Below are 2,622 nucleotides of genomic sequence, written 5' to 3' on the forward strand. Positions count from 1 at the left end.
GCTCCGGAACGCCGGCGGCCTTCGCGAGGACGGACTCACGAAGGTAGTCCAGGAAGGTCAGCAGGGTGGTCTTCTCGTCGGTGTTCAGGCCTGGTGGCCGTAGATCGGGCCGGGGCGGCGCCGGCGCTGGCCCGGGAGCACGCCGGGGCGCTGGCCGGGCGGACGGTCGTGGACTGCACGAACCCGCTCTCTCCCGGGCCCGGCGGGGTGATGCTGACGACCGGCGCCGGAGAGAGCGTGGCCGGTCTGATCGGCGCTGCGGCGCCGGGCGCCCATGTGGTGAAGGCCTTCAACCTGGCCCACGTGAGCATGTGGAACCACCCGGCGGGCGCCTTCGGCCCGATCCCGCCCGCCGTGCCGTTCTGCGCGGACGACGCGGGGGCTGCCGGGCACGTCACGGAGCTGATCACCGGAATGGGGTGGAGCCCGATGCCGGCGGGCGGGCTGGACCGGGCAGCGTACGTGGAGGCCACGGCCGCGTTCGTGATCGGCGTGTGGTGGGCGGGCGGCTCACCCGCCCTGGCCTTCCCGGAGGCCCCGGGAGCCGACTGAGGGCCGGCGGTGACCAACTACGGTTCCGCCATGACGACTTCGACGCCCCGGCCCGATCTACGGCCACCAGGCCTGAACACCGACGAGAAGACCACCCTGCTGACCTTCCTGGACTACCTTCGTGAGTCCGTCCTCGCGAAGGCCGCCGGCGTTCCGGAGCCGGCGGTCCGCACGGCCGGTGTGCCGTCCGGGACCAGCCTGCTCCAGTTGCTCAAGCACCTGACGGCCACCGAGCTCAACTGGTTCGTCTGGGCCTACACCGGCGCCGGGCACGAGCCCTGGGACGACGAGGGTGCGGTGTCCGCCGACGACACCGCGCCGGATGTGGCGGCCGCCTATCGTGCGGCGATCGCCCGGGCGAACGAGGCCGTCCTCGCCTGCACCGACCTGGACCGGCCCGGGGCCCGCTCGCTGCGCGAGACCCCGCCGCCGTCGATGCGCTGGGTGCTGGTCCACATGATCGAGGAGACCGCCCGGCACGCCGGTCACGCGGACATCCTGCGCGAGCAGATCGACGGCTCGGTCGGGCGGTGACGCGAGTGCGGTGAATCGGGTCAGTCGCGGCTTCGGGGGTGCGGGGGTGCGGGGCCTAGGGAACACCTCAGGGCTGTATGAGGGCTCGCCCCGATGGACCGTGGCCCCGCCCCTCCGCGACCGTAGCCACATGACCGAAACCACGCGCACAACTCGTCTGTTCGCCCTGCTCGTTCCGCTGTTCATGTTCCTCTACGGCGTGTTCCGCCTCATCGACGGCAGGGACGGCGACCACGGGCCCGGGCCCGCCTGGAACATCGGGCACTCCTTCTTCTTCGCCGCCTTCCTCCTGCTCGGCGCGCTCGTCGTGGAGCTGCGCAGCCTGGTCCACGCCGATACGGCACGAAGTGCGGCGGCCGCCGGGGCGGCCATGGTCGCCGGGGTGTTCGGCGCCGGGTGTTTCCTGTGGGTGATCCTCGGGGACCTGTTCCCCCGCTTCGACGACGCCGCCCCGCTGCCCGAACCGCTGGAGCTCGCGGGCCCCCTGGCCTTCCAGGTCGGCATCCTCACCCTGCTGGTCATGCTGGTCGTGTCCCGGCCCCGGCAGCTTCCGGCGTGGAGCCCGGTGCTCGTCCTCGCCGCCTTCGCCCTCATCGCCGTGAACCTCGACCTGATCCCGGTCGCCGCCGTCGCCCTCATGGCGGGCCTCGCGCCTCTGGTCCGTACGCGGACCGGCAGCGTGCGCGCGTCCGCGGACGCGTCCTGATCGGCCTGGCGGCGAGGAGCGCGAAAACCGGTGGATCACCGTTGCCGCGCTCCTCTACCGTGCTGCCGAGCCACCACGTCGTCTAGGCAAGGACGTTCCGTTGTACACCGCGTGAGACCTCCCCACTGCTGATCTGTCGCGCGTCGCGCCTGTGCGCCGCGCTGTTTTCTGCTGCGGACTTCTCACCTGAAACCGGTGTACCTCTGTGCTCAACAACTGGTTCGTCATGCCCACTTGCCTGCCACTCGTCATCCGTCGCTGCCACGCGTGCGCGTCCGAACGCTTCCGGGCCAACGGAAAGTTTCGCGTCAACGCGAACCACAAGCTGCTCGACGCCTGGCTCCTCGCTCTCTGCACCGCATGCGGGGAGACCACCAAGCTCACGGTCTTCGAGCGGACGCATGTGCGCTCCGTACGGCCTGATCTGCTGGACCGCATGCACGACAACTCCCTTGCACTGGCAGGGAGGTTGCTGCAGGACGCCGCCGTACGTCGCCGCAATCACGTAGCCCTCGACTGGGACGGCGCCTGGCGTCTCGACACGGGCGGAACGGAACACCTGGACCGCGAGGTGATCGATGTCGCGGTCCGCTTCGCCGCGCGGATACCGGTCAGGCCGGCGCGGCTGATCGCTGAAGGGTGCGGGCTCTCGCGGGGCGAGGTCGGAAGGCTGGTCACGGAGGGAAAGCTCGTCTCGGCCGTCCGGCTGAGCGGCAAGGTCTCCGGCGACTTCACCTTCACGCTGAAGCGCTGAAGCGCTGAGTACGGTTCACCCGCCTCCGGGTCCAGGGCCTGTCCGGCACGATCCGCCGGACAGGCCCACCCACCCG

The 2,622-nt window shown here is 71.0% G+C and carries 4 protein-coding genes; all 4 read left to right on the forward strand.

Going from position 1 to position 2,622, the window contains the following annotated elements; all coding sequences use genetic code 11:
* The first annotated feature begins 93 nt into the window (after positions 1-93).
* The 4 genes from EAO72_RS40150 (at position 94) to EAO72_RS40165 (ending at position 2,546) form a co-directional block, all read left to right on the forward strand.
* Positions 94-552 carry an NADPH-dependent F420 reductase gene (locus tag EAO72_RS40150; RefSeq protein WP_148022328.1) on the forward strand — a complete coding sequence of 153 codons (459 nt, stop codon included), beginning with the start codon at positions 94-96 and terminating at the stop codon, positions 550-552.
* A 30-nt stretch (positions 553-582) separates the two neighbouring features.
* Complete coding sequence (locus EAO72_RS40155; RefSeq protein ID WP_148022329.1) at positions 583-1,086, forward strand: DinB family protein; 504 nt, start codon at positions 583-585, stop codon at positions 1,084-1,086.
* 130 nt (positions 1,087-1,216) lie between these two features.
* Positions 1,217-1,792 carry a hypothetical protein gene (locus tag EAO72_RS40160; protein ID WP_148022330.1) on the forward strand — a complete coding sequence of 192 codons (576 nt, stop codon included), beginning with the start codon at positions 1,217-1,219 and terminating at the stop codon, positions 1,790-1,792.
* 205 nt (positions 1,793-1,997) lie between these two features.
* Positions 1,998-2,546: a DUF1062 domain-containing protein gene (locus EAO72_RS40165; protein WP_148022331.1), complete on the forward strand. Its 549-nt coding sequence runs from the start codon at positions 1,998-2,000 to the stop codon at positions 2,544-2,546.
* The last annotated feature ends 76 nt before the right edge of the window (positions 2,547-2,622 follow it).

The sequence above is a fragment of the Streptomyces sp. OR43 genome (assembly GCF_008042275.1).
Classification (GTDB): Bacteria; Actinomycetota; Actinomycetes; order Streptomycetales; family Streptomycetaceae; genus Streptomyces.